Origin of the sequence: Streptomyces sp. NPDC048192 (genome assembly GCF_043202415.1) — a bacterium.
Taxonomy (GTDB): Bacteria; Actinomycetota; Actinomycetes; order Streptomycetales; family Streptomycetaceae; genus Streptomyces.
This window is the reverse complement of sequence record NZ_JBIDAL010000024.1, coordinates 35,265-60,735: the sequence shown is the minus strand read 5'-3', so window position 1 is coordinate 60,735 and position 25,471 is coordinate 35,265. Positions and strand designations below refer to the sequence as shown.

At 71.4% G+C, this 25,471-nt stretch carries 25 protein-coding genes, 1 pseudogene and 1 riboswitch; of the genes and pseudogenes, 9 read left to right on the top strand and 17 right to left on the bottom strand.

Annotated elements, in window-relative coordinates:
• Positions 1 to 79: 79 nt before the first annotated feature.
• The 5 genes from ACGFZN_RS36535 to ACGFZN_RS36515 form a co-directional block, all read right to left on the bottom strand.
• Positions 80 to 1,822 carry an ABC transporter substrate-binding protein gene (locus tag ACGFZN_RS36535; protein ID WP_393862776.1) on the bottom strand — a complete coding sequence of 581 codons (1,743 nt, stop codon included), beginning with the start codon at positions 1,820 to 1,822 and terminating at the stop codon, positions 80 to 82.
• 28 nt (positions 1,823 to 1,850) lie between these two features.
• Entirely contained in the window at positions 1,851 to 2,849 is a 999-nt protein-coding gene (locus ACGFZN_RS36530) for an ABC transporter permease (protein ID WP_393862775.1), read from the bottom strand.
• 375 nt (positions 2,850 to 3,224) lie between these two features.
• A complete protein-coding gene (locus ACGFZN_RS36525) occupies positions 3,225 to 4,016 on the bottom strand; it encodes an enhanced serine sensitivity protein SseB C-terminal domain-containing protein (protein ID WP_393862774.1) in 792 nt (263 codons plus the stop codon).
• Positions 4,017 to 4,140: 124 nt separating this feature from the next.
• Entirely contained in the window at positions 4,141 to 4,932 is a 792-nt protein-coding gene (locus ACGFZN_RS36520; protein WP_393862773.1) for an enhanced serine sensitivity protein SseB, read from the bottom strand.
• 92 nt (positions 4,933 to 5,024) lie between these two features.
• A complete protein-coding gene (locus ACGFZN_RS36515; RefSeq protein ID WP_393862772.1) occupies positions 5,025 to 5,675 on the bottom strand; it encodes an AAA family ATPase in 651 nt (216 codons plus the stop codon).
• 162 nt (positions 5,676 to 5,837) lie between these two features.
• Positions 5,838 to 5,937: riboswitch (glycine riboswitch) on the top strand.
• Positions 5,938 to 6,096: 159 nt separating this feature from the next.
• Here ACGFZN_RS36515 and gcvT point away from each other — a divergent pair.
• From gcvT to ACGFZN_RS36495, 4 genes are all read left to right on the top strand, one after another.
• Positions 6,097 to 7,215, top strand: a complete 1,119-nt coding sequence (gene gcvT / locus ACGFZN_RS36510; RefSeq protein ID WP_393862771.1) for a glycine cleavage system aminomethyltransferase GcvT — start codon at positions 6,097 to 6,099, stop codon at positions 7,213 to 7,215.
• 108 nt (positions 7,216 to 7,323) lie between these two features.
• Entirely contained in the window at positions 7,324 to 7,701 is a 378-nt protein-coding gene (gcvH, locus tag ACGFZN_RS36505; protein WP_393862770.1) for a glycine cleavage system protein GcvH, read from the top strand.
• A 14-nt stretch (positions 7,702 to 7,715) separates the two neighbouring features.
• Positions 7,716 to 8,984 (top strand): serine hydroxymethyltransferase, encoded by a 1,269-nt coding sequence (gene glyA / locus ACGFZN_RS36500; protein ID WP_393862769.1) that lies wholly within the window; start codon positions 7,716 to 7,718, stop codon positions 8,982 to 8,984.
• An 85-nt stretch (positions 8,985 to 9,069) separates the two neighbouring features.
• The gene (locus ACGFZN_RS36495; RefSeq protein WP_393862768.1) at positions 9,070 to 10,437 is read left to right on the top strand and encodes an L-serine ammonia-lyase; all 1,368 of its coding nucleotides are present in this window, start codon (positions 9,070 to 9,072) and stop codon (positions 10,435 to 10,437) included.
• A 12-nt stretch (positions 10,438 to 10,449) separates the two neighbouring features.
• Here the strand turns inward: ACGFZN_RS36495 and ACGFZN_RS36490 are convergent, their stop codons facing one another.
• A complete protein-coding gene (locus ACGFZN_RS36490) occupies positions 10,450 to 11,301 on the bottom strand; it encodes a class I SAM-dependent methyltransferase (protein WP_393862767.1) in 852 nt (283 codons plus the stop codon).
• 362 nt (positions 11,302 to 11,663) lie between these two features.
• On the opposite strand from ACGFZN_RS36490, the gene ACGFZN_RS36485 reads away from it, so the two are divergent.
• Together ACGFZN_RS36485 and ACGFZN_RS36480 are read left to right on the top strand one after the other, a co-directional pair.
• Entirely contained in the window at positions 11,664 to 12,701 is a 1,038-nt protein-coding gene (locus ACGFZN_RS36485; protein WP_393862766.1) for a phosphatidylinositol-specific phospholipase C domain-containing protein, read from the top strand.
• 36 nt (positions 12,702 to 12,737) lie between these two features.
• The gene (locus ACGFZN_RS36480; RefSeq protein ID WP_393862765.1) at positions 12,738 to 13,292 is read left to right on the top strand and encodes a glycoside hydrolase family 25 protein; all 555 of its coding nucleotides are present in this window, start codon (positions 12,738 to 12,740) and stop codon (positions 13,290 to 13,292) included.
• A 7-nt stretch (positions 13,293 to 13,299) separates the two neighbouring features.
• On the opposite strand, the gene ACGFZN_RS36475 is transcribed toward ACGFZN_RS36480, so the two are convergent.
• Together ACGFZN_RS36475 and ACGFZN_RS36470 are read right to left on the bottom strand one after the other, a co-directional pair.
• Positions 13,300 to 13,962, bottom strand: a complete 663-nt coding sequence (locus tag ACGFZN_RS36475) for an NADPH-dependent F420 reductase (protein WP_393862764.1) — start codon at positions 13,960 to 13,962, stop codon at positions 13,300 to 13,302.
• Positions 13,963 to 14,066: 104 nt separating this feature from the next.
• On the bottom strand, positions 14,067 to 15,059 hold the full coding sequence (locus ACGFZN_RS36470) for a zinc-dependent alcohol dehydrogenase family protein (RefSeq protein WP_393862763.1): 993 nt from the start codon (positions 15,057 to 15,059) through the stop codon (positions 14,067 to 14,069).
• A gap of 104 nt (positions 15,060 to 15,163) precedes the next feature.
• Between ACGFZN_RS36470 and ACGFZN_RS36465 the strand changes: the two genes are divergently transcribed.
• Entirely contained in the window at positions 15,164 to 16,084 is a 921-nt protein-coding gene (locus tag ACGFZN_RS36465; protein ID WP_393862762.1) for an AraC family transcriptional regulator, read from the top strand.
• A gap of 25 nt (positions 16,085 to 16,109) precedes the next feature.
• Here the strand turns inward: ACGFZN_RS36465 and ACGFZN_RS36460 are convergent.
• Positions 16,110 to 16,800, bottom strand: a pseudogene (locus tag ACGFZN_RS36460) (FadR/GntR family transcriptional regulator).
• Positions 16,801 to 16,887: 87 nt separating this feature from the next.
• Between ACGFZN_RS36460 and ACGFZN_RS36455 the strand changes: the two are divergent.
• Together ACGFZN_RS36455 and ACGFZN_RS36450 are read left to right on the top strand one after the other, a co-directional pair.
• Positions 16,888 to 17,115 (top strand): hypothetical protein, encoded by a 228-nt coding sequence (locus ACGFZN_RS36455; protein WP_393862761.1) that lies wholly within the window; start codon positions 16,888 to 16,890, stop codon positions 17,113 to 17,115.
• Positions 17,112 to 17,900, top strand: coding sequence for an ABC transporter ATP-binding protein (locus tag ACGFZN_RS36450; protein WP_393862760.1), 789 nt, complete (start codon positions 17,112 to 17,114; stop codon positions 17,898 to 17,900). The genes ACGFZN_RS36455 and ACGFZN_RS36450 overlap by 4 nt, the downstream gene beginning before the upstream one ends.
• A 122-nt stretch (positions 17,901 to 18,022) precedes the next feature.
• On the opposite strand, the gene ACGFZN_RS36445 is transcribed toward ACGFZN_RS36450, so the two are convergent.
• The 8 genes from ACGFZN_RS36445 to ACGFZN_RS36410 all read right to left on the bottom strand — a co-directional run bounded on the left by ACGFZN_RS36445 (position 18,023) and on the right by ACGFZN_RS36410 (position 25,344).
• A complete protein-coding gene (locus ACGFZN_RS36445; RefSeq protein ID WP_330337704.1) occupies positions 18,023 to 18,235 on the bottom strand; it encodes an EF-hand domain-containing protein in 213 nt (70 codons plus the stop codon).
• Positions 18,236 to 18,294: 59 nt separating this feature from the next.
• Positions 18,295 to 19,206, bottom strand: coding sequence for a MerR family transcriptional regulator (locus ACGFZN_RS36440; protein WP_393862759.1), 912 nt, complete (start codon positions 19,204 to 19,206; stop codon positions 18,295 to 18,297).
• A 50-nt stretch (positions 19,207 to 19,256) separates the two neighbouring features.
• Complete coding sequence (locus ACGFZN_RS36435; protein WP_393862758.1) at positions 19,257 to 19,865, bottom strand: ADP-ribosyltransferase; 609 nt, start codon at positions 19,863 to 19,865, stop codon at positions 19,257 to 19,259.
• An 89-nt stretch (positions 19,866 to 19,954) separates the two neighbouring features.
• Positions 19,955 to 21,142, bottom strand: a complete 1,188-nt coding sequence (locus tag ACGFZN_RS36430; protein WP_393862757.1) for a beta-propeller fold lactonase family protein — start codon at positions 21,140 to 21,142, stop codon at positions 19,955 to 19,957.
• Positions 21,142 to 21,951 carry a polysaccharide deacetylase family protein gene (locus ACGFZN_RS36425; RefSeq protein ID WP_393862756.1) on the bottom strand — a complete coding sequence of 270 codons (810 nt, stop codon included), beginning with the start codon at positions 21,949 to 21,951 and terminating at the stop codon, positions 21,142 to 21,144. Before ACGFZN_RS36425 ends, ACGFZN_RS36430 begins: the two co-directional genes overlap by 1 nt.
• Before the next feature lie 85 nt (positions 21,952 to 22,036).
• Positions 22,037 to 22,540, bottom strand: coding sequence for an ATP-binding protein (locus tag ACGFZN_RS36420; protein WP_393862755.1), 504 nt, complete (start codon positions 22,538 to 22,540; stop codon positions 22,037 to 22,039).
• Between the two features lie 297 nt (positions 22,541 to 22,837).
• A complete protein-coding gene (locus ACGFZN_RS36415) occupies positions 22,838 to 23,605 on the bottom strand; it encodes an enoyl-CoA hydratase/isomerase family protein (RefSeq protein ID WP_393862754.1) in 768 nt (255 codons plus the stop codon).
• A gap of 509 nt (positions 23,606 to 24,114) precedes the next feature.
• Positions 24,115 to 25,344 (bottom strand): Ig-like domain-containing protein, encoded by a 1,230-nt coding sequence (locus tag ACGFZN_RS36410; protein ID WP_393862753.1) that lies wholly within the window; start codon positions 25,342 to 25,344, stop codon positions 24,115 to 24,117.
• Positions 25,345 to 25,471: the final 127 nt, after the last annotated feature.

Below are 25,471 nucleotides of genomic sequence, written 5' to 3'. Positions count from 1 at the left end.
TCCGGGTGGCCGGGGCGGGGGTTGTCCGCCCCGGCCACCCGGTGCCTTCACCTGCCTTTCAGGGGTATCCGGCCTGCTGCTACTTCGAGGAGCCGAGCAGCAGGTAGTCGTACATGCCGAGGTACGCCTGCGTGACCGTGACGTTGGTCGCGGACGTGGGCCTGATCAGCAGGTTCTTGCGGTAGACCAGCGGGACGACCGAGGCGTTGTCGGCGACCATCTTGTCGATGTCGCCCCAGGCCTTGGTGCGGGCCGCGGAGTCGGTGTTGCCGATGGCCGCCTTGAGCGCGGCGTTGATCTTCGGGTCGTTCAGCTCCATCAGGTTGTTGCCGCCCGAGGGCTTGATGGCGCTGCCGTCGATGATCTGGTCCAGGAAGCCGTAGCCGGTCGGCCAGTCGGCGCCCCACGCCATCATCATCATGCCGAGCTTGTGCTGGTGGACGTAGCTCGGGACACCGGCGAAGTTGGAGAAGTACTTGCCGGACGGGAACTGCTTGATGTCGACGTTGATGCCGACGGCCTTCAGGGAGTTCTGGATGGCCGTGGCGCCCGCGACCTCGGAGGGACGGTCGGAACGGGCCGTCAGCGTGGTGGAGAAGCCGTTCGGCTTGCCGCACTGCTTCAGCTCGGCCTTGGCCTTGGCCACGTCACCCTTGTGGCCCGCGGACGGGTACTCGTCGAACTTGGTGTAGCCGTTGACGGACGGCGGCAGCAGCGTGGTGGCCACGTCGCCCTTGGGCGAACCGCCCATGGCGTCGATCACCGACTGCTTGTCGACCGCCCACTGCACGGCCTTGCGGCAGTGCACGTTGTCGAACGGCGCGACGTGCAGGTTCAGCGCCATGTAACCGGTGGCGCCGGCGTAGGAGTTGTCCGTCTGCTTGGCGTACTTGCCGCTGAGGATCTTCGGCTGGGTCTGCGGCTGCACACCGGCGCCGGCGATGTCGGCGGTGATCTTGTCAGCGAGCAGGTCGTTGTCGATCGAGACCGGGTTGACCTTGAACTTGACGTTGATCTTGTCCGGCAGCGCCTTGCGGATCGGGTCCGTCTTCGGGTCCCAGTTCGGGTTGCGGACGAGGGTGGCGCTGGCGCCCTCCTCGTACGACGAGAACTTGTAGGGACCGGAGGACACGATGTGCTGGACGTACTTCGCGCCGTCGTCCTTCGCCTGCGGCACGGGGGCCGTCTGGGAGAAGGTCGCCAGGTAGTCGAAGTCGGCGAACGGCTGGTTCAGGTGGAAGACGATCGTGCGGTCGTCCGGGGTGGCGATGGAGTCCAGGCCCTTCTTGTCCTTGTACGGGCCCTTGTACTTGTCACCGCCCTGCAGGTACGCCTTGAAGTACGTCGGGCCGTTGGACAGGGCCTCGGGCGCGAAGTTGGAGCGCTCGATCGCGTACTTGACGTCCTTGGACGTGATCGGGGTGCCGTCCTCGAACTTCAGGCCCGGACGCAGGTGGTAGGTCCAGGTCTTGGCGTCCTTGCTGGGCGTGCCCAGGGACTCGGCGAGGTCCGGGACGACCGTGAGGCCGTCCTTGCCGGCGGCCGGCTTGAACGTGACGAGCGTCCGCGCGTACAGGCGCGAGAAGTTCTGCACGAAGCCGTAGTAGGTGTTGCCCGGGTCCAGGGAGTCCGGCACGTCGGAGTCCTCCAGCGTGACCGTCCCCCCCTTCTTGCTCGAGGCGTTGACGATGGAGCTGAGCGCCGCGTCCTTGCTGCCGCTGCCGCCACTGCTGCTCTTGCCGCCCCCGCCGCCACAGGCGGCCGCGCCCAGGGAGAGCGCCGTGACCGACGCCACGGCGGCGATAACCCTTCTGGTCTTCACGTTGAGGAAAGCCCCCTCTATCGATGGATCACTTGCTGCGAGGGTCGAGCGCGTCACGCAGCCCGTCACCCAGCAGGTTGAAGGCCAGGACGGTGATGAAGATCGCCAGTCCGGGCACGAACATGTACTGCGGATCTGCGGTGTAGAGATCCACGGCGTTGCTGAGCATGCCGCCCCAGGAGGCCTGCGGCGGAGCGATACCGACTCCGAGGAAGCTCAACGCGGCCTCGAAGAGGATGTTCGTCGGGATGATCAGCGTCGAGTAGACGAGGATCGGCGCGACGAGGTTGGGGAGCAGCTCGCGGAACAGGATGTACGGGCCGCGGGCGCCCAGGCTGGTGGCGGCCTCGACGAACTCCCGCCTGCGCAGGGTCATCGTCTGGGCGCGCACGATGCGGCCGATGTAGGGCCAGCTGAAGAAGCCGATCACGAAGATCAGCACACAGATCCGCAGCGACAGGCCGTTGAGCCCGAAGAACCCGTCCTGCACCGAGGCGGAGATGGCGATGGCGAACAGCAGCAGCGGGAACGCCAGGAAGGTGTCCATGAGCTTGCTGATGAGGCTGTCGACCCAGCCGCCGTAGTAGCCGGCGATGACGCCGAGCACGGTGCCGATGACCACCGAGAGGAGGGTGGCGCCACCGGCGACCAGGAGCGAGACCCAGGAGCCGTCGATGATGCGGGCGAGCATGTCACGGCCGTACTGCGGGTCCACGCCCAGCGGGTGGGACCAGCTCATGCCGCCCCAGCTGCCCTTGGGGGCCAGCAGCGCCGGGTCGATGAGGTCCTGGTGGAACTTGTCCGGGTCGAGCCCGAAGATCCACTCGATCGGCTTGGCGAGCACCGCCATCAGCACGAGCAGGATGACGACGACGCCGCCCGCCACGGCCACCTTGTCCCGCTTGAACCGGGTCCAGGCGATCTGGCTGAGTGAACGCCCTTCGATCTGGCTCTTCTTGGCCCCGGCGAGCACGGACTCGGGAGGCGCTGCAGCCTCTTCCCCGGTGGTCTCGATCGGTGCGGTCACAGTTGACCTGACCCCTCTCGCCGGTGGTGACCGGCCTTTGTCCGCCGCTGTGGGCGGCTTGGTTCACTTACCTGCGCCGGCCGCACGATGGGTGACGGCCCTGGAGAGCCAGCTGGTCCCGTGCCTGGTTCGAGCACAGGATCGATGGCCTCGCGTCTTGAGAGGCGAGTCTTCAACGCGCTCTCGATCACGCGCCAGGTCTGATGGAGAAAGTATGCGCAAACGTGATGCCGCCTAGGGGAATCCGTTATCCGAACAGGGAAGATCGGCTGCCGGACGCGGGCATCACCGCGCTCCTCTCCCGAACCGGGCGGTCGTCAAGGCTAGTTGAGGGCGCGCGACAGCGTTGTGGCCCAGGTCACAGCACCCGGGTGCTCAGTAGGAGCGGGGTCCCGTGTAGCCGAATCCGGGGCCGGCCGCGGGCGCCGGCGCCGCGTGCGCCTCGCGGTCGTAGAAGGGGCGGGCGTTGGCCCGCATCCACATCACGACCGGGTCGTAGTCGTCGGTCATCACGACCGTCGACACCGGCAGGCCCTCCGGGACCGCCCCGACGGACTGCTGCATCATCGCGCGCACCGAGTCCACGGCGGCCGGGGAGGTGTCGTACACGTCCAGGCCGATGGCGAGGTACGGCGCGCCGAGCGCCGGCTGCACCCAGGCGCGGCGCAGGGAGCGCAGGGCCGGGGTGCGGTGGGCGTTCTGCGCGAGGAGGGCGTAGAACTGCGGGACCTCGATGCCGGGTTCGCTCAGCCGGAGCGGTCCCGCGGGCTGGCGGTCCAGCCCGGTGGCGATCCGGCGCAGGTCCAGCCACGGGATGCCGACGCCGCCGCCCGGGGCGTGCGGGTTCAGCCACAGGCCGTAGTGGTCGGGGTAGAGGGTGCGGGCCACGTCGAGCCCGTCGACGACCTCGTACGACCGGTTCCAGCCGCTGGCCGACAGCTCCTGGGCGGAGGTGACGCAGGGGGCGTACTGGAAGCCGTCGACCTCCATGTTTCCGTACTGGGCGTCCGGGGAGCCGGCGTGGCCGTGCCACAGCAGCATCCAGATCTGGCCGGCGGAGGGCGTGGCGAGGGCGCGGAGCAGGGCCTCGTAGGCGTCGTAGCGGCCGGGGGTGACCTGGCGCAGCGCGTGTTCCACGCTGACGCTGCCGCTGTGGCTCGCGCTCACCTGTCGTGCCCTTCTCTTTTCTGTGCCCCGCGTTCGGGGACAGCTTAAGCGCCCACCGGGGTGCCGCCCCGGGTGCGTGCACGGGTGCCGGTCCCCCGTGGCCGCTCGCTCCCCTTCGGGCGCCTCAGTGGCCGTACTGATAGAAGGGGCGGACCCTCGCCTTCATCCATTCGGCCACCGGGTCGTCCGTGACGTCCAGCAGGACCAGGTTGACCGGCCACTTGACCGGGATTTTGCCGAGGGCTCTGCCGAGGGCCTGGAGGGGCAGGGCGCGCAGGTCGCCCTCCCACTGGGAGAGTTCGACGCCCACGAACATGACCGGCTCGTCGGTCTCGATCGCGGCCAGGCAGCGGCGGGCGGTGCGGACCACGCCGGTCCCGGCGAACTCGGCGGACGCGGCGGAGAGGAAGTCGACCGGGTCGTCCTGCCAGTCGGGCTCGAAGAGCCGGACCCGGCCGCCGGTGTTCGGGCCGTCCAGCGGGGTGCGGCCGGCCCGGCACAGCTCGGCCACCGCCGCCGGCGGCAGCGGGATGCCGACCAGCGCGTCGGGGTTGACGGCGATGCCGATCTGCGGGGGCAGACCGCGGGCGAACTCCACGGCGGGCGCGATGGTGTACGCCATGTGGGAGCCGGCCGCCTGGCGCAGCTGCTCCTCGGAGCTGAACACCGGGACGTACGCCTGGCCGTCGATGTCCAGCGAGGGCAGGTCCAGCGGGCCGCTGTCCGGGCCGCCGCCGTTGGGCAGCGGGATCCACAGCAGGCTGCGGCCCAGCACCTCGATGATCCGGCCGGCCGCGGCGGGCATGCCGAGGGAGGCCGAGAGCACCTCCTCCAGTTCGTTGCCGGGCCAGCCGCCGTGCGGCTGGGGGTGCGCTTGTGCCGGGAAGTCCGCGGGAATGTCCGCCGGGAAGTCCATCTGCCTACCGCCTGCTGGGAACCACTGCTGTGCCATGAAGGCTAGCGGGTGGCTGTGACAGTGCCTCACCTTCGGACGTCCGTTCGCCGGCCTCACGCGGTGAAGGCGATCCGGTGCAGGGCGTTCGCCGCGGGCCGGTCCAGCAGGGTCGCCGAGCCGCAGCCGGCGGGCGGCTCGCCCGCCTCGACCGCGGCGATCAGCCGGGCGGTCGTACGGCGGTGGCGGCGGAAGGCGTGGGCGGAGACGCCCCGGCCGCGCTCGCGCTGGCCCTCGCGGGCGGTAGCGGGGGTCACGTCGAGCAGCAGCAGGTGGAGGGCGGCGCCACGGCGGCGGGCCTCGCGGGCGAGCCAGCGGCGCACCCAGGGCTGGGTGCCGCAGTCGTGCACGACGACACCCTCGCCGGTGCGCAGGGCTCGGCGCAGAGCCGCGTAGTGGGCGAGGCGGACCAGGGGGCGGTACAGGGCGTACGGGAGGAGACGGGGGGTGCGGGCGTCCCAGCGGTCGCGGGTGTCCTGGGAGTCGACGCGGGGGCCGGTGACCGCCCGCCGCATCAGAGTGGACTTGCCGCTGCCGGGCAGGCCGGTGATCACGACCAGGTCGCGGGGGCCGAAGAGCAGGGCGCGCGGGCCGCGGCCGGCGCGGTCGCGCAGGTCGCGGACGACGGGGGCCGGGGCGGAGCGCTGCTTCGGCACCGTGATGCCGGTGGTGGCGGCGGTGGCGGCGTACGCCGGGGTCCTGTTCACCGTGATCGTCCTCCCCTGTCGCTTCGGTAATCTTCCTGCCCGCAACGCGTAAAGGGAAGGTAATGGGCGATGTCGTCGGTGCGGTCCGCGCCCTGCCACAGGTCGGTTACAAATGCGCGCTCGGCGTGCGATGATGTGGCCGCCAACTGCATACCGGCCGCTTGAATCCGCGCGGGAGAGTCCCTGGCAGCACTGATGCCGGGGCGCCGAAGGAGCAAGTCCCTCCCTTGAATCTCTCAGGCCCCGTTACCGCGCGGGCGAGGCACATCTGAAAAGCGGGCCGCTCTACGCCAGTGGCTCCACCCAAGGTGCAAGCCGTGATCGCCCCCGTGGCGGTCCCGGCGAACCTCTCAGGTTCCGATGACAGATGGGGAGGAACGTTCCTCGCCCGTTCTGCTTTGCCCTGGGAGACGACCGACCGATGAGCAGCTCTGAACTCCGTCACACCGCGCTCGATGCCGTGCATCGGGCGCTCGGTGCGACGATGACCGACTTCGCCGGCTGGGACATGCCGCTGCGCTACGGCTCCGAGCGCGACGAGCACATCGCCGTGCGCACGAAGGCGGGTCTGTTCGACCTCTCCCACATGGGCGAGATCACCGTCACCGGCGACGGCGCCGCCGCCTTCCTGAACCACGCCCTGGTCGGCAACATCGCCTCCGTCGGCGTGGGCCGTGCCCGCTACACCATGATCTGCCGGGCCGACGGCGGCATCCTGGACGACCTGATCGTCTACCGGCTCGCCGAGACCGAGTACATGGTCGTCGCCAACGCCTCCAACGCCCAGGTGGTGCTGGACGCCCTCACCGAGCGCGCCGCCGGCTTCGACGCCGAGGTCCGCGACGACCGGGACGCCTACGCGCTGATCGCCGTCCAGGGCCCCGAGTCCCCCGGCATCCTGAAGTCCCTCACCGACGCCGACCTCGACGGCCTGAAGTACTACGCCGGCCTGCCCGGCACCGTCGCCGGCGTCCCGGCCCTGATCGCCCGCACCGGCTACACCGGCGAGGACGGCTTCGAGCTGTTCGTGAAGCCCGAGCACGCCGTCGAGCTGTGGCAGGCGCTGACCAAGGCCGGCGAGGGCGCCGGTCTCGTCCCCTGCGGCCTGTCCTGCCGGGACACCCTGCGCCTGGAGGCGGGCATGCCGCTGTACGGGCACGAGCTGACCACCGGGCTGACCCCCTTCGACGCCGGGCTCGGCCGCGTGGTGAAGTTCGACAAGGAGGGCGACTTCGTCGGGCGCGAGGCGCTCGAGCAGGCCGCGGCCAAGGCTCAGGAGAACCCTCCGCGGGTCCTCGTCGGCCTCGTCGCCCAGGGCCGCCGCGTCCCGCGCGCCGGGTACGCCGTCGTCGCGGGCGGCGAGGTGATCGGCGAGGTCACCTCCGGCGCCCCCTCCCCCACCCTGGGCAAGCCGATCGCCATGGCGTACGTCGACGCGGCGCACGCGGCGCCGGGCACCGAGGGCGTCGGCGTGGACATCCGGGGCAGCCACGAGCCGTACGAGGTCGTGGCGCTGCCGTTCTACAAGCGCCAGAAGTAGACACTGAGCGCGGCCACTGTGTGACCCCGCGCACGTCACCGCTGCCCACAGCGGCTCCAGCAGTCCCCCCGTCATCATCACTCCCGCGCGTACAGGAGAATTCAGGCCATGAGCAACCCCCAGCAGCTGCGCTACAGCAAGGAGCACGAGTGGCTGTCGCCCGCCGAGGACGGCGTGTCGACGGTCGGCATCACCGAGTTCGCGGCGAACGCGCTCGGCGACGTCGTCTACGCCCAGCTCCCCGAGGTCGGCTCCACGGTGTCCGCGGGCGAGACCTGCGGCGAGCTGGAGTCCACCAAGTCGGTCTCCGACCTGTACTCGCCGGTCACCGGTGAGATCACCGAGATCAACGAGGACGTCGTCAACGACCCGTCGCTGGTGAACTCGGCCCCCTTCGAGGGCGGCTGGCTGTTCAAGGTGCGCGTAACGGAGGAGCCGGCCGACCTGCTCTCCGCCGACGAGTACACCGCCCAGAACGCCGGCTGAGGAGTCGTAGCCGTATGACCGTCCTGAACACGCCCCTGCACGAGCTGGACCCGGAGATCGCCGCCGCGGTCGACGCCGAGCTCGGCCGCCAGCAGTCCACGCTGGAGATGATCGCCTCCGAGAACTTCGCGCCGCTCGCGGTGATGGAGGCGCAGGGCTCCGTCCTCACCAACAAGTACGCCGAGGGCTACCCCGGCCGCCGCTACTACGGCGGCTGCGAGCACGTCGACGTCGCCGAGCAGATCGCCATCGACCGGGTCAAGGAGCTGTTCGGCGCCGAGTACGCCAACGTCCAGCCCCACTCCGGCGCCTCCGCCAACCAGGCGGCCCTGTTCGCCCTCGCCCAGCCCGGGGACACCATCCTCGGCCTGGACCTGGCGCACGGCGGGCACCTCACCCACGGCATGCGCCTGAACTTCTCCGGCAAGCAGTTCGACGTGGTCGCCTACCACGTGGACGCCGCCACCGGCCTGGTCGACATGGCCGAGGTCGAGCGGCTCGCCAAGGAGCACCGCCCGAAGGTGATCATCGCCGGCTGGTCGGCGTACCCGCGCGAGCTGGACTTCGCCGCCTTCCGCCGGATCGCCGACGAGGTCGAGGCGTACCTGTGGGTCGACATGGCGCACTTCGCCGGCCTGGTCGCGGCGAGCCTGCACGCCAACCCGGTGCCGTACGCCGACGTGGTGACCTCCACCACGCACAAGACGCTCGGCGGTCCGCGCGGCGGCATCATCCTGGCCCGTGGCAAGGACTTCGCGAAGAAGCTGAACTCCTCCGTCTTCCCCGGCTTCCAGGGCGGTCCGCTGGAGCACGTGATCGCCGCCAAGGCGGTCTCCTTCAAGGTCGCCGCCTCGGAGGAGTTCAAGGAGCGCCAGCGTCGTACCGTGGAGGGTGCCCGCATCCTCGCCGAGCGCCTGACGGCGGCGGACGCCCGTGAGGCCGGGGTGAACGTCCTGTCCGGCGGCACGGACGTGCACCTGATCCTCGTCGACCTGCGCGACTCGGAGCTGGACGGGCAGCAGGCCGAGGACCGGCTCCACGAGGTCGGGATCACGGTCAACCGCAACGCGGTCCCGAACGACCCGCGGCCCCCGATGGTGACGTCCGGGCTGCGGATCGGCACGCCCGCCCTCGCGACCCGCGGCTTCACCGCCGAGGACTTCGCCGAGGTCGCGGACGTGATCGCCGAGGCGCTGAAGCCGTCGTACGACGCGGAGGCCCTCAAGGCGCGCGTGAAGGCGCTCGCCGACAAGCACCCGCTGTACCCGGGCCTGAACAAGTAGTCCCGGCGAAGCAAGTCCCCGGTGGGGCGCCCGAGGCCGGACCGGCGAGGGCGCCCCGCCATCCCCCTGTTCCTGAGGAGTGACCGTGGCCATCTCGGTCTTCGACCTGTTCTCGATCGGCATCGGCCCGTCCAGCTCCCACACGGTCGGCCCGATGCGCGCCGCGCGCATGTTCGCCCGCCGGCTGCGCAACGAAGACCTGCTGCCCTCCGTGGCCTCCCTGCGCTGCGAGCTGTACGGCTCCCTCGGCGCCACCGGCCACGGCCACGGCACCCCGAAGGCGGTCCTGCTCGGCCTGGAGGGCGCGTCCCCGCGCACCGTGGACGTGGAGACGGCGGACGAGCGGGTGGAGAGGATCAAGCAGGCGGGCCGGATCTCGCTGCTGGCCGAGCACGAGATCGCCTTCGACTTCGACAAGGACCTCGTGCTGCACCGCCGCAAGGCCCTGCCGTACCACGCCAACGGCATGACCCTGTGGGCGTACGACGCCTCCGGCGCCGAGCTGCTGACGAAGACGTACTACTCGGTCGGCGGCGGCTTCGTCGTGGACGAGGACGCGGTCGGCGCGGACCGGATCAAGCTGGACGACACGGTCCTGAAGTACCCCTTCCGCACGGGCGACGAGCTGCTGCGCCTGACCAAGGAGACGGGCCTGTCGATCTCCTCCCTGATGCTGGAGAACGAGCGGGCCTGGCGCACCGAGGACGAGATCCGCGCGGGCCTGCTGGAGATCTGGCGGGTGATGCGCGAGTGCGTGCAGCGCGGCCTGTCCCGCGAGGGCATCCTGCCCGGCGGCCTGAAGGTCCGCCGCCGCGCGGCGGTCTCCGCCCGTCAGCTGCGCGCCGAGGGCGACCCGCTGGCCCACGCCATGGAGTGGATCACGCTCTACGCGATGGCGGTGAACGAGGAGAACGCGGCCGGGGGCCGCGTGGTGACCGCCCCGACGAACGGCGCGGCCGGCATCATCCCGGCCGTCCTGCACTACTACATCAACTTCGTGCCCGGCGCCGACGAGGACGGCGTGGTCCGCTTCCTGCTGGCCGCCGGCGCGATCGGCATGCTCTTCAAGGAGAACGCCTCCATCTCCGGCGCCGAGGTCGGCTGCCAGGGCGAGGTCGGCTCCGCCTGCTCCATGGCCGCGGGCGCGCTGGCCGAGGTCCTCGGCGGCTCCCCCGAGCAGGTGGAGAACGCCGCGGAGATCGGCATGGAGCACAACCTCGGCCTGACCTGCGACCCGGTCGGCGGCCTGGTGCAGATCCCGTGCATCGAGCGCAACGGCATGGCCGCGGTGAAGGCGGTCACCGCCGCGAAGATGGCCATGCGCGGCGACGGCTCGCACAAGGTGTCCCTGGACAAGGTCATCAAGACGATGAAGGACACCGGCGCGGACATGTCCGTGAAGTACAAGGAGACGGCACGGGGCGGGCTGGCGGTCAACATCATCGAGTGCTGAGCCGGACCGCGCTCAGGTGCCGGCCAGCAGCAGGTCCTCTCCCGTCGACGGGCGCAGGCCGTCAGGGCGGCCGGTGAAGTAGCGGTCGGCGAGCGCGGTGCCCGGGACGTGCCGGGCCTCCTTCAAGCCGGCCGCGCGGGCCAGGGCGAGCATCTCGTCCGGGGCGTAGAAGCTGAGGAACGGCGTGCCGGAGGCCCGGGCGCCGTCCTGGCTCGCCCGCAGGCCGCGGCGGTCGGGCTCGGCCACCAGCTCTTCCGGGAGCAGGAAGGTCATGGCGAGGGTCGAGCCCGGTGCGAAGCCCGCGATCCGGCGCAGGGTGGCCGCCGTGGCCTCCTCGGTGAGGTACATGCTGACGCCCGCGGAGGCGACGACCGCGGGCCGGCCGGGGTCGAACCCGGCCGCGGCGAGCCGGTCGGGCCAGCTGCCGGCGTCCGCCTCGAAGTCGACCGGCACCAGGTGCAGCCGATCGGGGATGCCGTAGCCGAGTTCGACGAGACGCCGGCGTTTCCAGTCCTGCGTGCCCGGCTGGTCGACCTCGAAGACGTGCATCCGGGACGCCGGCCCCCGCCTGCGCTGGGCGAAGGTGTCCAGACCGGCGCCGAGGAGGACGTACTGGTCCACGCCCCGGTCCGCCTGCTCGGCGACCAGGTCCTCGAGGAACCGGGCGCGGGCCACCATCGCGGCCCGGAATCCGCGGGTGGCCTCCGGGTCCATGTCCGGGCGGTCGCGCCAGCCGTCGCCCGGATCCACGAGCCGCAGGCCGATCTCGTCCTCCAGCACATGCGGCGGCGGGTCCACCAGGACGTGCATCGCCCGCCACAGGGCGCAGCGCACGGCGGTGTTGTCCGGCGTCTCCCGCGTCATCGCGTCACCTCCCGCCGGGGCCGCTTCGCCGCCGGGGCCTGCAGGCCCCACAGGCGTCCGTCGGGGTCGCGGACCGTCGTCGTCCGCGATGAACACGTACGGCCCTTCACCGTCGCGGACCCGATGTCCTCGGTCACCGTGTCAGGCCTCCATCCCGGTCGGCTGCTGTCGCGGTCCATGGGCGTCGGCGAGGTGGGCCCGCAGCGCGTCCGCGACCAGCGCCGGCTGTCAGCAATCTAGCCGCCCACGGAAAGGAACCCCCGCAACTCAAGAGCGGCTGATGTTCCTCCAGGGGCTACCGTGCAGTAACCGCTCACCCCTACGCTGCCGTCAACTCGGCTACAGCGAAAGGGAGTTGGGCTATGGGTGCGGTGAGACGGCTGGCGGCACTCGTGGGGGCCGCCGCTCTGGTGGCGGTGGGAGCGGGCAACGCCCACGCGGCGGCGCCGAAGTTCTCCCAGACGACGGCGATCGGCACGCACAACGCGTACGACAAGTCCAAGTACACCTACTTCGCCCAGGCGTTGGACTCGGGCGCCTCGCTGCTCGAGATCGACGTCTACGCGGACAGCATCAGCAAGCGCTGGCGGGTGAGCCACAGCAACCCGTGGGGCGACGACAACAACTGCGAGACCGCGAAGACCCCGGGCCAGCTGTACAGCACCAGCCGCGACCAGGACTTCGGCAGCTGCCTGGACAACATCGCGGCCTGGAACCAGCTCCACCCCGACCACCCGCCGATCGTCTTCAAGATCGAGATGAAGGTCGGCTTCAACAACAACGTGGGGCTCGGACCGGACGAGTTCGACACGCTGATCAGCCAGAAGCTCGGCAGCAGCGTCTACAAGCCGGCCGACCTGCTCGGCGGCACCTACAGCACCCTGGACGCGGCCGCCAAGGCCGACGCCTGGCCGTCCCGTGACGCCCTCAAGGGCAAGTTCCTCTTCGAGGTCATCCCCGGCACCGTGGAGATGGACAACCCCTTCGACCACTACTGGACCGACCAGGAGTACGGCGACCATCTGCGCGACCTGTACGCGGCCGGGAACATCGCGCAGGCCCAGGCCTTCCCGGCGGTGCTGGGCGCGGCGAACGGCGACCCGCGGGCGACCCGCTGGACCTCCGACACCTCGATCCGCCCCTGGTTCGTCTTCTTCGACGGCGACGCGGCGACGTACGTCGGCAACGGGTACGACACGTCGTTCTACTCCGCGAACCACTACATCTCGATCATGACCGACGCCGCCGGCGTCTCCCCCGCCATCTCCTCCACCAACCCCACGGACGCCGAAGTCGCCGCGCGGCTCGACCTGTTGGCCAAGGACCACGCGAGCATCATCACCTCCGACTGGTCGGCGAAGTCACCGTCGGTGCTCAGCGAGGTGACCACCCGAAGCTGAGGTTCCGGATCGGGGCGCAAGGGGCAGAACCCCTACATGTTGCACGGCATCGACGTAAGCGCCTTCCAGTCCTCCGCGTACGACACGGACGGCCTCTCCTTCGTCTTCATCAAGGCGACGGAGGGCCGTTCGTACGTCAATCCGCGGCTCAGCGCCCAGACCAAGAGAGGCCGCGACGCCGGACTGGTCGTCGGCTTCTACCACTTCCTGTGGCCCGGCAACATCACCGCCCAGGCCGAGTACTTCGTCCAGCACGCCCCCGAGCGGGCCGGCGACATCCTCGCGGTCGACTGGGAGACCACCGGCGACGGCACCCACGCGAGCAACGCGGAGAAGGACCACTTCATCCGCACCCTGAAGAGCCTCCGACCGCACAACAGGGTCGTGCTCTACTGCAATCGCGACTTTTGGCTGAACATCGACAACACCTCGTACGCCGGTGACGGCCTCTGGATCGCCGACTACGTCACCGCCGGCCACCCCCGCATCAAGGCCAAGTGGCGCTTCCACCAGTACACCAGCACCCCGCACGACAAGGACGTGGCCGACTTCTCCAGCAAGGCCGCGCTGAAGGAGTGGGCCACGCCGTAGTGCCGTCTCAGCCCCGGAAGTCCGCCGGGCGCTCGGGGGTGGCTGCGGTGAGGGCCTTCTGTACGGCTTCCGTGTTGCCGCGGAGGCCGTAGACCGGGGTGCCGGGCTGCTGGCGCCAGGAGTCGTCGATGCCGCCCGCGTCGACCGTGTCGAAGCCGAGTTCGTCGATCAGGGCGCGGACCTTGGCCTTGGCCGCCTCGTCGTCGCCGGCGACCGGCAGGGCGATGCGCTCGGGGTCGCCCGCGGGGCGGGGGCGGTCCAGGATGTCCTGGGCGTAGGTGCCGTTGAAGGCCTTGATCACGGGGTGGCCGAGGTGCCGTTCGGTCCAGCGGCTCTCGGTGAGGCCCTCGTCCTCGATGGCCGCGATCCGGCCGTCGCGCTGCTGCGGGTAGTAGTTGCCGGTGTCGATCACCGCGGCCCCCTCGGCGGCGCCGTCCAGCAGGCCGGAGGGAAGGCCGGGTACGGCCTTGAGGGGGACGGTGACGACCACGACCTCGGCCCCCTTGGCCGCGTCCTGCGCCCGTACCGCGGTCGCTCCGGTCTCCTCGGCCAGTTCCCTGAGTGTCTCGGGGCCGCGGGAGTTGGCCACGGCGACGTCGTGGCCGAGGGCGGTGAGCCGCCGGGTGAGGTTGCCGCCGATGTTCCCCGCGCCGATGATGCCGATCTTCATGACACGCCTTCCGGGATCGTTGCATGCGTGTGCATGCGTCTGTCGGGCGACAACCTCGCCGGTGCGGCAGCTATTCCGCGGCCGCGGCGATCAGGTGAACGCCCTCACGGCCGTACGACGATCTTGCCGGTGTGGCGGTTCGACTCCATCAGGCGGTGCGCGTCCCGGATGCGGTCGAGGCCGTCGTACACCTCGGCGATCACCGGCCGCAGGGTGCCGTCGGCGAGGCCTGCGGCCAGGTAGTGGGCGGCGCGGTGGCGGCCCTCGGGGGTGCCGGTCATCTGGAGGTTGCTGTAACCGTGCACGGTGACGGGCCAGTTCCTGGGAAGTTCGATGGGCCGCTCGGACAGCCAGCCGTAGCTGACCATGCAGGCGTCGTCGGCGGCTGCCCGGCCCAGCTCGCGGAAGACGGGGCCGCCGATGGCGTCCAGCACGATGTCGGCGCCCCGGCCGCCGGTCAGCCGCATCGTCTCCTTGATCACGTCCTCGTGGTCGCCCACGACGACCAGTTCCGCGCCCGCGTCGAGCAGCGCCTGCCGCTTCGCCTCGCTGCGGGTGGCGGCGACGGGGATCGCGCCGGAGCGCCGGGCGATCTGGATGGCGGCGGTGCCGGCCCCGCCGGCCGCCGCCGTGATCAGGACGTGCTGCCCGGCCGCCAACCGCGCCCGTTCGACCAGGGCGCCGTAGGCCGTGGTGTAGGTGAGCCAGACGGCGGCGGCGGTGACCGCGTCGGCACCGGACGGGCGCGGCACGACGGAGGTCTCGGGCAGCAGCGCCAGGTCGCCGTAGACCCCGTGGGAGCTGAGGTTGAAGTTCGCCGCGCTGAGCACGGGGTCACCGGGTGCGAACGCCGTCACGTCCGCGCCGACCGCCACCACCTCGCCGGCGGCCTCGTACCCGTTGCGCGAGCCCGGCAGGGCCGGCTGGTACCAGTAGGTGCCGGCGCGGAGCATCGCCTCGGCCCGGTTCAGACCGATCGCCTCGACCCTCACCAGCACCTCGTCCGGCCCGGGGTCCGGCAGTTCGGTCTGCTCGACGGTGAGCACCTCGGGGCCGCCGGTTTCGTGAAAGAGCACTGCGCGTGCGGAAGTTGTCATGCCGCCGACGCTAGAAGCGGGCCGCGAGACGTTCCATGTCCTCCGGTCTCCGGTTCCTGTCCGATCGTCTCCCGCCCGGAAACCCGCGTGGCTAGGGTGGGTGCATGGACGTGCTCAGCGATGTCGTCGCGGCCATGCGCATCGGCCGGCCGCACTCCGCGCATCGGTACCAGTACGCGCCCTGGGGGCTGCGGTTCGCCGACACCGACGAGGCCGGGTTCCATGTGGTGCTGCGCGGGTCGGCCTGGCTGGTCCCGCAGGACGGTGAGCCGGTGGCGCTGGCGCCGGGGGACGTGGTCTTCCTCGCGCACGGGTTCGGGCACTCCCTGGTGAGCGCGCCGGGCGTGCCCACGCGGGAGGTACGGCTGCGGCCGGACGGCACCTGGAGCAAGGCGCCGCCCGAGGAGCCGCGGGAGGGCTGCCCGGACACGGTCACGCTGTGCGGGGTCTACCGGCTGGACCGGGACCGCTCGCACCGGTTGCTGGCCGAGCTGCCGGAGGTGGTGCACCTGCCCGCCACCGTCGGCGGGCATCGCTCGCTGCGGGCTGCGGTGGAGCTGCTCGGGATGGAGCTTCAGGAGCAGCGGCCGGGCACGGACGCGATCGTCACCTCGCTGCTGGACACGCTGCTGCTGTTCATCCTGCGGGCCTGGTGGGAGAGCGAGCGTGCGGCGGGGCGCGCGCGGGGCTGGGCGGCGGCGCTGGCCGATCCGGTGGTCACCGAGGCGCTGCGCGCGATCCACGCCGAGCCGGGGCGCGCCTGGACGGTGGCGGAACTCGGCGCCGCGGGCGGGCTGTCCAGGGCGGCGTTCGCCCGCCGGTTCACGGCGCTGGTGGGTGAGCCGCCGCTGACGTATCTGACCTGGTGGCGGATGACGACGGCGGGCCGGCTGCTGCGCTCGGACGACCTGTCGCTGCGTCAGATCGCCGAACGCACCGGGTACACCTCGGAGTTCGCCTTCGCCAAGGCCTTCAAGCGGGAGTACGGGGTGCCGCCCGGCCAGTACCGGCGGGGTGCGGCGTAGGTCCGTACGGCCGTGGCGCTCGGGGTCAGCCGCCTGCCCGCAGCAGGTGCAGCGTCTCCTCCAGTTCCGCCAGCAGTACCGCCGCGGCCTCCTCGGCGTTCCCGTCGGCGATGGCCCGGACGAGGGCCTCGTGGGAGGTGTCGTGGGTGTTGGGGTCGTGCTCGCGCAGGCGGGTGAGGTCGAGCAGGGTCAGCAGGCCCTCCCGCAGGACGGGCGCGAACTCGGTGAACAGGTCGGCGAGCACGGGGTTGCGGGCGGCGGCGACCACGGCCGTGTGCAGGGCGATGTCGGCGTCGATGAAACCGGCGTCGTCCCCGGCGGCCGCCGCCCGGCGGCCCTCGAGCGCCGCCCGCAGCGCGGTGACGTCCTCGGGGGTGCGGCGGTGCGCGGCGAGGCGGGCGGCCTGCACCTCGACGCCCATGCGGACCTCGTAGACGTCCGTGACCGCAGCCCGGCCCAGCCGGGTGGGCCAGTCCTCGGCGGGTTCGGTGGCGATGACGAAGACGCCGGCGCCGTGCCGGGGCCGGACCAGCCCGGCGCCGGCGAGCGCGCAGCGCCTCGCGGACGGTGGAGCGGCCGACGCCGAGTTCCCTGGCGATGGTGGTCTCGCCGGGCAGCTTGCCGCCGACCGGCCAGTCACCGGCGGCGATCCGTGCGCGCAGCCGGTCCGCGGCCTGCTCGACCAGGGGGCTGGGGCGGAGGGGGCCGAGCGGCATGGGGTCACCAACTTGCGTGCGGGGCTACGGGCTTGCCGGTCGGTTCTCACTTGTCTGAGGAGCTGAGGTGTCGCTAGCGTACCCGGCATGACGCTCGGCGGTCCGCTGCTTCTCGGCACCGGCACGGAGCTGGTGCACACGGCGTTCCCCGGCACCCACCAGGAAGGCGGTACGAGAGCGGTGATCCGCGTCCGTTCCCAGTCGGCCGAGGGCGGCGTGGCGTGTCTGCCGCGCACCCGCCACGGCGTCGGCACCGGACCGTCGGCCGGCGTGCGGGCGGTGCCGTCCGCGGTGAACCGGGCGGTGGCCCGGTGAGCGAGGTGCTGCGCGCCGAGGGTGTGGATCTGGTCCGGGACGGGCGCCCCATCCTCCAGGAGATCTCCCTGACGGTCCGGGCCGGTGAGCACTGGGCGCTGCTCGGCGCGAACGGCGCGGGCAAGTCCACGCTGCTGGGCCTGCTGGGGGCGGTGGTGCATCCGACCCGGGGCACGGTGGACGTGCTCGGGCGGCGGCTCGGCCGGGTCGATCTGCGCGAGCTGCGGGCGCTCGTCGGTCACGTCAACCCCCGCCATCCGCTGGCCTCGCCGCTGACAGTGCGGGACGTGGTGCTCACCGGGGTGACCAACTCGGTGGAGCCGGTGCCCCGGTGGCGGCCGACGCCTCAGCAGGCGGAGCGGGCCGAGGCGCTGCTGGCCACGCTGGGGCTGGCCGCGCTGCGGGACGCCCGCTGGCCGACGCTCTCCCAGGGGCAGCGCGGCCGGACGCTGATCGCGCGGGCCCTGATGCCGGAGCCCCGGCTGCTGCTGCTCGACGAGCCGGCGACCGGTCTTGACCTGCCGGGCCGGGAGCGGCTGATCGAGGCGCTGGAGGAGCTGCGGGCCGCGCATCCGGCGCTGGCGACCGTGCTCGTCACCCATCACCTGGAGGAGCTGCCCGCCGGCACCACGCACGCCGTGCTGCTGCGGGACGGCCGGGTGATCGCGCAGGGGCCCGCGGCGGAGGTGCTCACCGGCGACCAGGTCGGCAAGTGCTTCGACCTGCCGCTGACGCTGGAGCGGCGCGACGGCCGGTGGAGCGTGCGGATCCGGCGTTCGCCGTGACGGCATGACCGCATGACCGCATACGGCATGACGGAGGGGACCCTCCCGTCGGGAGAGCCCCCTGCGCCGTGCGTCACGCGGTGCCGTGCCTCACGCGGTGCCGTGCCTCACGTGTTCCGGCCTCACTTGTTCAGGTACGCCCAGAACTCGTCGAACGACAGGACCTTGTCGCCGTTGAGGTCGCGCTGCTTGATGATGGCCTCCGCGACGGTCTCGGTGACGTTCCAGTCACCGCCCTGCGCGAGGGCGCTCTTGAACTCCGCGGCCGTGATGAATCCGTCACCGTCCGCGTCGATCCGCTGGAACTGCTTGCGTGCTTCCTCGATGTCCGCCACCGATCCGCCCCTTTTGGTCGTGTTTCTCATGCCGTGCTGGCGTACTGACGCTGGTCAGATTAACGGCCCGCACGAACACGGAGTGCGGCGACCACCCAGGCGAAGTCCTCGGCGTGCGGAGGCGCCGGAGTGCGGTTGACGACGGCGAGCAGTTCCCGGTAGCGGGCGACGCGCTCGTTGAACCCGGCCGTCATGCGTTCCAGCACGGCGGCCCGGTCGGCGTCGCCGAAGAGCTCGTCCAGCACCCGGTCGGCCTCCGGTGCGGCGGGCCGCACACCGCGCTCGCGGACCGGCGCCACGAGCTCGACCAGCCGCTTGGCGAACCACAGCGACCGCCCGCGCGGTTCACCGGGCTGCCGGTCGGCCGCGTTGAACTCGACGGCCTGCCGCATCTGCGCGCGGAACTCCGGGTCCTGGAGCATCTCCGCCAGCTCCACCCAGGCGTCGACCTCTTCGGGCGTGGGGTTCTCCGCCAGGCGGACCGCGGTCTGCCGCATCCGCTCCTGGATGTCGGGGTCCACGGTGTCCAGCCCGTGCAGCGTCTCCGCCACGAACTCCTCCATGATCCGCTGCCGTTCGGCGGCGGACAGCCGCGCCAACTTGTTCATCAGTGCCGTCTCCTCTGCGCTCGAGCCTCGTCGGGCGACCGTCGACAGCACCGCGCGGGTCACCTTCAGTGACCGGATCTGCGCGTCCAGGGCCGCGACGTGCGTGGCCGCCACCTCGGCGACCGACCGCTCCCCGGCCAGCACCCCGCGTACGTCGTCCAGGCCGAGGCCCAGCTCGCGCAGGGTGCGGATCAGTTCCAGGCGGGCGACGGCGGCGGCGTCGTAGAGCCGGTAGCCGCCGGAGGACCGGGTCACCGGGGTGAGGACGCCCTCGTCCGACCAGTAGCGGATGGTGCGCACGGTCAGCCCGGTGGCCCGGGCCAGCTCGCCGATGGTGAGAAGTCCGGTGCCGTCTTCGGTCATGCGGCGAGTCTGGTCCCTCCAGCGGCTGGAGACTCAAGGCCGCCCGGCCGTCAGTGCCAGGGCTGGTAGTGCGGGTTGCTCTCGCAGTCGCTCATGATCTCGGTCTTGGTCTTCTTGTCGACCGGGCAGACCCCGATGATGTACTGCCGGGCGATGCCGCCGGGGAAGGCGACCTCGACCTGGTCGGCCCATTTGTGGGTGTCGCCGATGGTCCTGTTGACGTCGATGCCGCCCGGGGCGTCGATGTAGTAGTTGTAACCCGATTTGTACCAGGTCCTGTACAGGTCGTGGTCGTACGTCGTGGAGACGTACGGGGACGGCTGGTTGACCAGGACGTACTGCTCGATGTCGTACTGGCCCTTCACGACGTCCCTGGGGTGGAAGCCCTGCTCGAAGACGACCGACGGGCCCCGGCTGTCGCTGCGGTAGAGCGTGCCGCAACCGGTGCGCCACGCGGGTGCCGGGGTGATCCGGTCGAGGTCCACGTCGCGTTCGGCGGCGGCCTTGAGCTTGTCCTCGAACTGGGGGCAGGCCGGGGCGGCCGCCCTGGTGGGGGCCGTGTGCGGTGCGGCCGGGGCGGTGGCGGCCGTGGTGGCGAGGACGGCGCCGAGTGACACGATGGCGGCGGCGGCACGGCGCCGCAGACGGGTGATGATCATGCGCAGCACGATGGCGGTCGGCCGGCCGTTCTGCGTGGATCATCACCCGACCGGCGGCGTGTCCGCCCGGTCCGGCGCCTGGTCGGCGGTCAGCGGAAGATGCCGGTGTGCCCGAGCGAGTAGCGGCCCGGCTGCGGGTAGACGGCCAGGCCGTGCGGGCCGCTGCCGACCTTGATGCGGGCCAGTTCCTTCCCGGTGCGGGTGTCGATGGCGTACACCTCGGCGTTGTAGCGGCCGGACAGCCACAGGACCGTGCCGTCGGCGGAGACGCCGCCCATGTCCGGGCTGCCGCCGCCGGGCAGGTGCCACTTCTCGGTGAGCCGCTTCTTGGCGAAGTCGAAGACGGAGATGGTGCCCTCGCCCCGGTTGGAGATGTACATCTCGCGGGAGTCGCGGCTGATGTAGAGGCCGTGGGCGCCCTTGCCGGTGTAGAGGAACCTCGGCCGGGTGAACTTGTCGCCGTCCAGGATCCACAGGCCGTTCGCCACCATGTCGGCGATGTAGAACAGCTTCCCGTCCGGGGAGATCTTGACGTCCTGCGGCATCGCTCCGGCGTACGGCAGCCTCTCCTGGCGCACGACCTTCATCTTCGCGGTGTCGACCTTGAGGATCTCGCCGCTGAACTCGCAGGAGACGATGAAGTAGCGCCCGTCGGGCGAGAAGTCGGCGTGGTTGACGCCGTAGCAGCTGACCGGCACGGCCTTGACGACCTTCATGGTGTGCGCGTCCCGGAAGACCAGCTCGCGGTCCCGGGAGGCCATCACGACGGCGTACCTGCCGTCGGGCGTGAAGTACAGGTTGTACGGGTCGTGCACGGCGACCGGCTTGCCCGCCTTGCCGGTCCGCGGGTCGATCGGGGTGAGGCTGTTGCCGAGGTCGTTGTTGACCCACAGGGTCTTCAGGTCCCAGGACGGCACGACGTGCTGGGGCTGGCGGCCGACCCGCAGCGTGTCGATGACCTCGTAGGTCTTGGGGTCGATGACGGTGACGGTGTTGGAGTTGGTGTTGGGGACGTACACCCGGGACGGGAAGTCCTTGACGACCGGGGAGAGCTGGTTGGGGCGGTCGGCCGCGTAGAGGTCCCTGGGGTTGTCGACGGGCGGCATCCCGGGCAGCACGTCGACCTGCCGTTTGCCGGTGCCCGGGCGGGCCGGCGCCTTGCTGGCGAGGGCGTCGTTGCCGTGGTGCTGAGCCCCCGTGCTGCACGCGGACAGCAGCGTCAGGGCGGTGAGGGCGGCGCCGGCCGCCAGCAGTCGGGCGGCTTTCGTGGTTCGCATCAGCTCAGCAGCTCCGTGGTGGTGACCGCGCGCAGTTTACGGCGGCCGAGTTCGTGGAGGAGGACGGGCAGGGCGGCGACCGTGTCCGGGTACCCGAAGTGCATGCTCACCACCGACCCGGCGCGCACGTCGGCGAGAACCTTGCGGGTGACGGCGGCGGCGCCGGGCCGGGTGTAGTCGAGTGAGTCGACGTCGTACGACAGCACGTGCGGGTAGCCGGCGGCGCGGGCGAGCCGGGCGACCAGCGGGGAGGCGGCCGGTGCGCGGGAGGGGCGGAACCAGGTGCCGATGGACCCGGTGAGCCGCTTCAGCCGGTCCGCGCAGTCGGTGATCTCCCTGCGGGCGTCCGCCTCGGCCAGGGTGTTGACCGCGATGTGGCGCTGGGTGTGGTTGCCGAGGTCGTGGCCGCCGTCGAGGATCCGGCGGGCCACGTCGGGGTGTTCGTCCAGCCAGGTGCCGACGGCGAGCACGGTGAGGCGGGCGCCGGCCTTCTCGGCCTCGGTGAGCAGCGCGTGGGCGAGGTCCGGGTCGCCCTGGCCGTGGAAGGTGAGGGCGACCTGGGGGCGGGTGCGCGGGCCGTGGGTGATCTGGGCGGGCTGCCCGGGGTAGGCGCGGGGGGCGGGCGCGGCATGGGCGCCGGCCGGACGGGGGGCGGAGGGGGTACCGGACGGGGGCGGGGACGTGGGATCCGGGGTGCCGGGCCGGGCGGTCCGGTCCGCGCCGCAACCGGCGGCGAGCGCACCGCCGGCGACGAGCCCGGCGCCCGCGCGCAGCACGTCGCGTCGGTTGGTCGTGGTCACCCGCACCATTTAAGGGGCGTCAGGTAAGAAAACCGCCGATTGCCCCGAAAGAAGAATGATTTCGGGTCGTGTCGGCGCGGAGGTCACTCCAGGGCTACCGGTCGGCCACCCGCATCTCGAACCACGTCGTCTTGCCCCGCGGTAAGAGGTCCACGCCCCAGCGGTCGGAGAGCCGGTCGACGAGGAACAGCCCCCGGCCGCTGGTGTCCATCTCCTGCACCGGCATCAGACAGGGCAGGCCGCGCGAGGGGTCGCGGACCTCCACCCGGATCCAGCCGGGGCGGCGGCGCATCCGCAGGCCGAAAACCCGGGCGCCGGTGTGCCGTACGGCGTTGCCGACCAGCTCGGACACGAGCAGCACGCAGTCCTCGGTGAGCTTGGGGGTGAGCCGCCAGGTGCGCAGCACGACGACCTGGGCGAGCCGGCGGGCGGTGGCCGCGGACTCCGGGCGGGACGGCAGCGGCACCTCCGCCTCCGTCGGGTTGCCGAACAGTTCGAGCGCCTTGAGCGCCCGTTCGTCCTCGACCGTGGGCGACCAGCGCGCCGCGGCCGCACGGCTGTGTCCCCGCGGCTGTTCGATGCCCTCCAGCCCCGCCATGCCAACATGATGGCGGCCCGGAGCCGTCTTGGGGGCCGTTCCCGGGGAATACGCCCCCTGCGCGCCCCCGCTCTCCGCCGGGCGACCGGCATATGCCGACGACATGTCACCAGCCGGTAGGCCCCGATTGACCTGCGAAGACGGCTCACTTCCGGGCAATCGTCGGCCTCCCTCGACAACGCGGGCTTAAGGCTGCGTTAAGGCTCCCATAAACCGCCCCATCGAGGGACACGGACGAGACGACGCGTCAACTGCAGGACCACCCGGCGGAGTTGGCGAAAGATCACACAGCTCCGGCTAGCGGAACTTGGCCTTGCCCGGGCCCTCCTCCACGAAGCTGCGCATGCCGGTCTCGCGGTCCTCGGTGGCGAACAGGCCCGCGAACCAGTTGCGTTCGACGGCGAGCCCGGTGTCGATGTCGGTCTCCAGCCCGGTGTCCACCGACTCCTTCGCCGCGCGCAGGGCGATCGCCGGGCCCTGAGCGAGCTTCGCGGCCCAGGCGTGCGCCTGCTCGTACACCTCGGCGGCCGGGACGACGCGGTCGACCAGGCCGATCGCGAGGGCCTCGTCGGCCTTGACCTGGCGGCCGGTGAAGATGAGGTCCTTGGCCTTGGAGGGGCCGACCAGCCGGGGCAGCCGCTGGGTGCCGCCGGCGCCCGGGATCAGGCCGAGCAGGATCTCGGGCTGGCCGAGCTTGGCGTTCTCGGCGGCGATGCGGTAGTCGGCGCACAGGGCCAGTTCGCAGCCGCCGCCGAGGGCGTAGCCGGTGATGGCGGCGACGACGGGCTTGGGGATGCGGGCCACGGCCGTGAAGGAGTCCTGCAGGGCGCGGGCGCGCAGGACCATCCCGGTGTGGTCCATGTTCTGCATCTCCTTGATGTCCGCGCCCGCCGCGAACACCCGCTCGCCGCCGTAGATCACCACGGCGCGCACGTCGTCGCGGCGCGTGGCCTCCTCGGCGAGTTCCTTCAGCCGGTCCTGGGTGGCGATGTCCAGCGCGTTCATCGGCGGACGGTCCAGGCGCAGGGTTCCGACGCCTTCGGCGACTTCGAGAGTGACGGTCATGCAGGCAGGTTAACGGGGATTAACGGCGACGGCTCAGGTGCGGTCGATCACACGCGGCCGGGGGTCTGGGGGTCGCTCCCCAGGCAGGCACAGCACGGGGATTAACGGCGACGGCTCAGGTGCGGTCGATCACACGCGGCCGGGGGTCTGGGGGTCGCCCCCAGGCAGGCACAGCACGGGGATTAACGGCGACGGCTCAGGTGCGGTCGATCACACGCGGCCGGGGGTCTGGGGGTCGCCCCCAGGCAGGCACAGCACGGGGATTAACGGCGACGGCTCAGGTGCGGTCGATCACACGCGGCCGGGGGTCTGGGGGTCGCCCCCCAGGCAGGCACAGCACGGGGATTAACGGCGACGGCTCAGGTGCGGTCGATCACACGCGGCCGGGGGTCAGGGGGGCTGGGGTCGGGAGGCCCGGAGGGCTCCCCCAGGCAGGCACGGCACCGGGAGCAACGGCGGCGGGCCCGGTGCCGTGGTTCGCGGCGCCGGGCCCGTATCTCAGTGAAGGGTCACTTCGTCCAGTCCGCCCACGACATGTTCCACCCGTTCAGCCCGTTCGCCGGGTCCACCGTGCGGTCGTGGGAGTTCTTCACGATCACCACGTCGCCGATGATCGAGTGGTTGAACATCCAGGCCGCCGGGGTGGAGCTGTCGTAGCCGCCGCGCACGTCGCGCAGGCCGACGCAGCCGTGGCTGGCGTTGTAGTTGCCGAACGCGCCGCCGCCCCAGTAGTTGCCGTGCAGGAAGGTGCCGGAGGTGGTCAGGCGCATGGCGTGCGGGACGTCCTTGATGTCGTACTCGCCGCCGTAGCCGACCGTCTCGCCGTTCATGCGCGTGACGGTGAGCTTCTCGCTGATGACCATCTGGCCGTTCCAGGTGTCGTAGCCGGGCTTGCCGGTGGTGACCGGGAGGGTCCTGACGACCTTGCCGTCCTGGGTGACCTTCATCGTGTGCTTCTTGGCGTCCACGATCGAGACCTGGTTGCGGCCTATCGTGAAGGTGAGCGTCTTGTGCTGCTTGCCGTAGACGCCGTCGCGGCCCTCGACCCCGTCGAGGTCGAGGTCGACGGTGACCTTGGTGCCTTCCTTCCAGTACTTCTCCGGGCGGAAGTCCAGGCGGTCGTTGCCGAACCAGTGGCCCTCGACGTCCACGGCCGGCTCGGTCTTGATCTTTATGGCCTTCTCGACGGCGTCCGGGTGCGTGATGCCCCGGGTGAAGTTGACGGAGAACGGCATGCCGACGCCGACGGTGGAGCCGTCCTCGGGGGTGAAGTAGCCGAGGAAGGTGTTCTTCGGGGTCAGGGTGGTGAACCGGGAGTCCTCGGCGGCCTCGCGGCCCGCGGAGTCCTTGGCGACCGCGTGCACGGTGTACGTGGTGGACGCGGCGAGATGGGTGGACGGCGTCCAGGAGGTGCCCCCGCCGGTGAGCGCGCCGGCGACCGCGTGGCCCTTGGCGTCCTTGACGGTGACCTCGGTCAGCCTGCCCTTGGCGACGCTCACCTTGAGCGCGCCGCTGGTGTCGACGCCGGTGGCGCCGGACTTGGGCGAGATGGTGACGGCGGCGGCGGACTGCTGCTTGCCCTGCTGGGTGCTGGAGTCCTCGCCCTTGCCGTCGGCCCCCTTGCCGCCGCCACCGCCACACGCGGCGAGGGCGAGCACGAGGGCGCCGGATATCAGCGCCAGTCCCCCACGGCCCCGCCGCCCCGCCTTCGACGCCCCCGGTACAGGCCGCATGTTCAAGTTGTTCTCCCCTCGCCGGACCTGGTCAGGCCCGCTCCCCACCACACTGGTGCGCGCATATTAACCGCCTGGTTATGGGCGGGGTGTCAGGCGAATGTCACTGTTCCGTCGCAACTTCCGCCGCCGC